The organism is Bradyrhizobium sp. Cp5.3, from assembly GCF_000426265.1.
GTDB lineage: Bacteria > Pseudomonadota > Alphaproteobacteria > Rhizobiales > Xanthobacteraceae > Bradyrhizobium > Bradyrhizobium neotropicale.
On the sequence record NZ_AUFA01000111.1, the window covers coordinates 1 to 4548 of the forward strand.

A 4548-nucleotide genomic window follows, 5' to 3' on the forward strand; every position below is an offset into this window, starting at 1 on the left:
CGAACCCGTATTGCGGTGACGTCTTCGTGTTCCGCAGCAAGCGCATGGACAGAGTGAAGCTTCTGGCGTGGGACGGCAGCGGCATGGTGCTGGTGACGAAGTGGTTGCACCAGGGACGCTTCACTTGGCCACCGATCCGCGACGGCGTGGTGCATCTGAGTGCGACGCAGCTCGCGATGCTGCTCGACGGGCTTGAGTGGACGCGTGTCTCACCCAAGCCTGTGAAGCAGCCGGCCGTTGTCGGCTGAGAGGTGGGGATTTCGCTGGAGCCTGTGGCGCGCGGATGTATCGTCTGGTCATGGCGATTCGCCCCGAGGCTCTCCCGACCGATCCGTCAGCTCTGACCGAGATGGTGCTCGCGCTTGACGCCGAGAACGAGAAGCTGCGTGTGGCGATGCAGACGCTCAAGGAGATGATCTTTGGGAAGCGCTCGGAGCGACTTGCGGTGCTAGTGGACGAGCAACTCGCTCTTGAGCTGGGCGATCTCGATACCGACGCCACGTTGCCCGTGCAGGCCAACGACGATGCGCCTGCGGCGAGCTTTCGCACCTATGTCGAGAAGGTGCTTCTACCCGTCCTTCGCCCCGGCGATATCGTCATCTTGGATAACCTTGGCAGCCACAGGAGCAAGGCAGTTCGCCAACTCATCCGTTCGGTCGGTGCCAAACTCTTCTTCCTGCCAAAATACTCGCCCGACCTGAACCCGATCGAACAGGTCTTTGCCAAGCTCAAGCACCTGCTCCGCAAAGCTGCCACGCGAACCGTCGACGCGGTCTGCGCCGCAATCGGCCATGCACTCGATGCCTTCACCTCCGTGGAATGCGCCAACTACCTCAAAAATTCAGGCTATCGAACTTAATGCCATCACGCTTTAATGCCTTAGCCGTGTATCTTAGACGATATCACTTTCGCTGCAGCTGTAGCTGCAAGGACTGCTAGTCCAAAAACGACTCCCCAAAACATCCCTCCCGAAGTCGCAGATGCCTCTTCGGGAGTTAGTTCGGTTACACTGTAGATCGATGTATCGATCGTCATTTTCGTCTCCTTTTCAGATAAGAGGATGCGCGAATCGATGCCGGTCGGCAGCCGCTGCGATGGCGAAAGAGGGAAATTCAAGACTCGTGCCAACTGCGCAGGAAGAGTACAAGAAAAGCCGTTCTGTATTTTATCCAACGGCTTAACTGAGAGTGCGGCGGTACGCCGGCCGAACATCACCGTGTCGCGGACGCGACAAACCCCGACAACGGGGGCAACGCAAGGTGCGTCGGGAGAGCGGCAACGAGTAGACGCGATCTCGAGGCTCTTGCCGTCGGCTTTGGGGGCAGCGGATCTCCTCGATGTCGTCATCAATGACTATTCGCTCGAGACCGAGCTTGTCCGCGCAGGCAACGCTGGCGTTCTAAAGGACGTCTATCTCAAGCTCCACCCGTGTTCCGGCGATAAGTGGGATGCAGCGGTGGGGCGGCCGATGCTCCCCAGGCGGCGGCGGTCCAGAAGCTTTTCGAGACGACACGGAAGGGCAAGACCGTATGTCCGTCTCTGCCGGTAAGGTGGCTCGCCCTACACTGCGCGTCCGAGGGTTGCTCGGGCGGTCCGAGCCGATCCTCATCACAGGAGGACGAGCCGTGGCGGATTATAGGGAAGCATTTGTTGGAATCGACGTCGCCAAACTGAGAAATGCCGTCGCGATTGCGGAGGCAGGCCGGGAGGGAGAGGTTCGCTTCTTCGGTGAAGTCGATGCTTCGGCCGTCAACATGCGCCGCGTTATAGTGCGGATCGCCAGCCGGTTTGACCGCGTCCACTTCTGTTACGAGGCCGGCCCGACGGGCTATGGCCTTTATCGTCTGATCCGGTCGCTCGGCCACGAATGCACGGTGGTGGCGCCATCGTTGATCCCAAGGAAGCCCGGCGATCGAGTGAAGACGAACCGCCGGGACGCCGTTTCTCTCGCCCGGTTGCTGCGCGCCGGCGAACTGACGGCGGTATGGGTTCCCGATGAAGGCCACGAGGCGATGCGCGATCTCGTTCGCGCCCGCGCGGCAGCGAAGAGTTCGTCTCAGCCTGGTCTCTGGAGCCGCTCGGCATGGTGGGTGACTTGCAGGCGATCGCAGGCAAGGCAATGCCGGAAATATTGAGCCTTGAGACGCCGCTGCTGGAGGTTCAGACGGAGGCTGACCGCCAAGTCGGATGATCGGCTACGACTTGCATTTTCTTGCCGGCACGATGTACTCGGTCGGCAAGCTGCAGAACAGCTTCAAGACGTTGTAACGTTGACACGTGTAGCAATAGTATGGGCGACGGAATTCGAACCTACGTCTCGTAGATCAAAATTCGTTCGACTATAGAACGATTCCAGGTGGCATTTTGAAGAATCGGCCTGGGAGCAGCTTCAACGACTTGGCGGCCATTTCCAAATCTTCGGGGCGAACCGCATCGACAAGCTCAAGGCTTCGATGACGTCTTTTCGCGACGCCGGACCGGCTCGGCTGGCCGGCTTCACCTTGGCGCCGAGTGCCGAATTGAGCCTTATCCGTGCTTCTCGCGCTCGCTTTTTATCCGTTCGAGACCCTCGATGTCATTGACGTCAGGCGGCCGAGCAACCACTAGCGCAATGCCTTTGGGGCAAGAAATTTCCAGCGCACGTCACTCTTATTCGTTCCGAACAACGGGCTCAATCCTGACCTGAAAGAAATCGGCAGTGCATTCGGGCGGCCATCGGGGGATCCGGATCGGCTTATTGTTCGATCCGAATTCTCCATAATTTAGATTTTCAAAACAAGCATAATATCAAATTGATAACAAGATTATTGCATGATTTTTCAATGAAATTACTTGCGTCTGGGGCCTTTCGGACCTATATTGCAAACATGACGAAGCTTGAGGAATTCAAACGCCATCTGAAACCAGGCCAAGCCTACCGACGGGCGGATCTGGCCCGCTGGTCGACGTCTGTTGACCGGCATCTCAAGCAATTGGTTGAGAGCGGTACGCTCAAGAAGCTTTCGGGCGGTCTCTATGTTTATCCGAAGGAGACTGTGTTCGGTCCGGCCCCGGCCTCCGACAAGGATGTCGTGTGCGCGTTCCTGAAGGATGATGCGTTCCTGCTTGCTTCGCCGAATGCCTATAACAGCCTCGGCGTGGGAACGACGCAGCTCTATGACAAGACGGTGGTCTATAACCACAAGCGTCACGGCGAGTTTCAGCTCGGCAATCGCAAGTTTGCCTTTCGCGTGAAGCCGCGCTTTCCGAAGTCACTGACTCCGGAATTCCTGCTTGTTGATCTCGTCAACAATCTCGATCAACTCGCCGAAGCCAAGGAAGAGGTTCTGGAGCGCGTAAAGCAACGGGCGGCGTCGACGGATCGACGGCGTTTACATCGTGCGGTTCGAGCGTACGGCAACGAACGAACGAAGAAATTCTTCAATCGTACGTTAGGAGCGAACGAACTGCATGCCGGCTGATTTCCTCCATAATCACGCGCAATTTGCGGACCTGATCCGAATCGTGGCGGAAGAAAAGGGTATTGATCCAGCACTGGTCGAAAAAGACTACTGGATCATGCATTGCCTCTACGGTCTTCAGCAGCTCGGCTTTACCTTCCAGCTAAAGGGCGGCACATCCCTGTCGAGAGGGCATGGCATCATTGGCCGGTTTTCAGAGGACATCGATATTCTTATCGAGCCTCCGGCCGGCCAGGACGTGAAGACCGGCAAGAACCATGACAAGCCAGCGCATATCAAGTCACGTAAAGACTTCTTCGATTGGCTTGCCCAGACCATCAAGATTGACGGAATCATCAAAGTCCAACGCGATACGGCGTTCGATGATGTCCCGGACTATCGCAACGGGGGCATCCGGCTCAGCTATAAGAGCATCACACAGCGGATGGATGGGCTCCGGGATGGAGTCCTGCTTGAGGCTGGATTCGACAAGATCGCTCCGAACACACCGAAGGATATCTGCTCCTGGCTGTATGCCCGTGCTGTCGCCAGCAACGTGGAGATTATCGACAACAGCGCGAAGGGCGTGCCTTGCTACGATCCTGGCTACACCTTCGTCGAAAAGCTACAAGCGATCTCGACGAAAGTCCGCAAGCAGCAGGCGGACGGGAGCGACCCCGTTGGGTTCATGCGCCACTACTACGACGTTTACGAACTGCTCCAGCACAAGGAAGTTCAGGACTTCATCGGCACGGAAGAATACAAGCAACATAAGCAGTCCCCCGTGAAGAACGCGGGCGAGTAGTGATTTAAGCGATCTTTTGAGCCGGGACAGTTTCGGCGAGCTGTCGGATAAGGGCGCGCAAGAGTCCTGCGAGCCATCGCAGGAGCAGGCCAAAGTTGTAGCCGGCAGCTGCAAGGACGGCGTTGATGCGGTCGCCGAGGCGTCCCTTGAGATAGTTGCGGTCCATGCGGTGCTCGGCCTTGACGTGACCGATGACAGGCTCGACAGCCGCGCGACGCTTCATCTCACGCCGGATGGAAGCCGTGACACGGCGGACCTGACCCGAGATCCAGACCCTGAACCGATGCGGGTAGTTGTGGCCGC

The 4548-nt window shown here is 57.6% G+C and carries 4 protein-coding genes and 2 pseudogenes; 5 read left to right on the forward strand and 1 reads right to left on the reverse strand.

The features are described 5' to 3' along the window. The 5 genes and pseudogenes from tnpB to K289_RS47270 all read left to right on the forward strand — a co-directional run. Positions 1-248: IS66 family insertion sequence element accessory protein TnpB (gene tnpB / locus K289_RS47260; RefSeq protein WP_035687988.1), on the forward strand; the 248-nt coding region annotated here is incomplete at its 5' end. Between the two features lie 164 nt (positions 249-412). Then, complete coding sequence (locus tag K289_RS52020) at positions 413-859, forward strand: transposase (RefSeq protein ID WP_371260919.1); 447 nt, start codon at positions 413-415, stop codon at positions 857-859. Positions 860-1529: 670 nt separating this feature from the next. Continuing rightward, a pseudogene (locus K289_RS50025) lies at positions 1530-2048 on the forward strand (transposase); the annotation flags it as partial. 774 nt (positions 2049-2822) lie between these two features. Next, positions 2823-3461 carry a hypothetical protein gene (locus tag K289_RS0140485; RefSeq protein WP_245284147.1) on the forward strand — a complete coding sequence of 213 codons (639 nt, stop codon included), beginning with the start codon at positions 2823-2825 and terminating at the stop codon, positions 3459-3461. After that, entirely contained in the window at positions 3451-4245 is a 795-nt protein-coding gene (locus tag K289_RS47270; RefSeq protein ID WP_051311355.1) for a nucleotidyl transferase AbiEii/AbiGii toxin family protein, read from the forward strand. Before K289_RS0140485 ends, K289_RS47270 begins: the two co-directional genes overlap by 11 nt. A 4-nt stretch (positions 4246-4249) precedes the next feature. Here K289_RS47270 and K289_RS47275 read toward each other — a convergent pair. Continuing rightward, positions 4250-4548, reverse strand: a pseudogene (locus tag K289_RS47275) (IS5/IS1182 family transposase); the annotation flags it as partial.